We start from the raw sequence: 1,142 nt of genomic DNA, 5'->3' as shown, positions 1-1,142 counted from the left end.
GCTGGTAGTACGGTATGCAGGGCCTGATTGGGAAAATAACTGTATCCGGACAGTACGGCTTTGATCGCACTGAGCAGCTCCGTCAGATCCTGCTGTTTACAGACATACCCTGCCGCCCCCGATTGCATGCAGCGCATTGAAAAATGCCCTGGGGCCTGGGAAGTCAACACCAATACTTTCAGGGGCATCGGTGTCGAGTTCAGGCGCGCAATAACTTCAAGACCATCGAGCTTCGGTATTCCAATATCCAGGATAACGATGTCCGGCATCTGTTCACGCGCAAGTTGCAAGGCATCTACACCGTTATCCGTTTCTGCAATGACTTCGTAGCCATGACGTTCCATCAGCATACGCACAGCAAGACGAATGACGGGATGATCATCCACGATCAGCACTTTATTCATGGGCAAGTCCAGTTTCGCTGTTCGAATTTTTAGAGCACGCACAATAGCCCAGTCACTTCCGACATGGCACAAGAGAGTTCCATTGCACTCCCAGCGAAAGACATTCCCTACAACAAATAAAGACTATTCCTACAAAAAAACCCACTGACGCACTATTTCCATGACACGACTGTTTTTCCACCCCCTGCACCGACGTGAAAAATACTACGCCCTGAAGCCCTTGCGCACTCGCTTTCAGAGCAAGTTGCTCATCGAATGCAGACCGAATATTCCTGTTCGACGAATACCTGTGACTCACCCGCCATCGGCACTTGGCAGATGACCAATTGTAAAAAGCAACATACAAACCATTCAAAGCACTTTAACAATCAATGTCTGAAACAAGATACTTCTACCCAACTGATTTTCTTTAATATAAAAATAGCCTCAAGCATAAACTTCAACCCACACCCAACCACTCCACCTATCGGAAACACACATTTAATGAGCACTTCCCATGATAAAAGTCAGAAAAAAGATAACCAACCCCATGACTATAATTGCGATATTTGCATTTATTTCCGAATCATCAGCCGCCATTTCCTTGCCTTTTTTAGATAACGACGAAAGGGAGGTCTATGTCTGGTTTCTGATCAGCTTCCCGTTTTACTTGTTGCTGCTGTTTTTTTCTAACACTGAACTTCAACTACCGCTCTCTGTACGCCCCCTCGGATTTCGAGAAAGATGACAGCTTTCTAA

1 protein-coding gene and 1 pseudogene are annotated in these 1,142 nt (G+C 46.1%); one reads left to right on the top strand and one right to left on the bottom strand.

The genetic code is table 11. The features are described 5' to 3' along the window. Window positions 1-404, bottom strand: a 404-nt coding sequence (locus HT737_RS29265) for a response regulator transcription factor (RefSeq protein ID WP_182404565.1), incomplete at its 3' end; no start/stop codon positions are given. 496 nt (window positions 405-900) lie between these two features. Between HT737_RS29265 and HT737_RS32170 the strand changes: the two are divergent. Next, a pseudogene (locus HT737_RS32170) lies at window positions 901-1,142 on the top strand (hypothetical protein); the annotation flags it as partial.

This window comes from Pseudomonas sp. MD195_PC81_125, assembly GCF_014060985.1.
Lineage (GTDB): Bacteria > Pseudomonadota > Gammaproteobacteria > Pseudomonadales > Pseudomonadaceae > Aquipseudomonas > Aquipseudomonas parakoreensis.
This window is presented reverse-complemented; position numbering and strand designations above follow the sequence as displayed.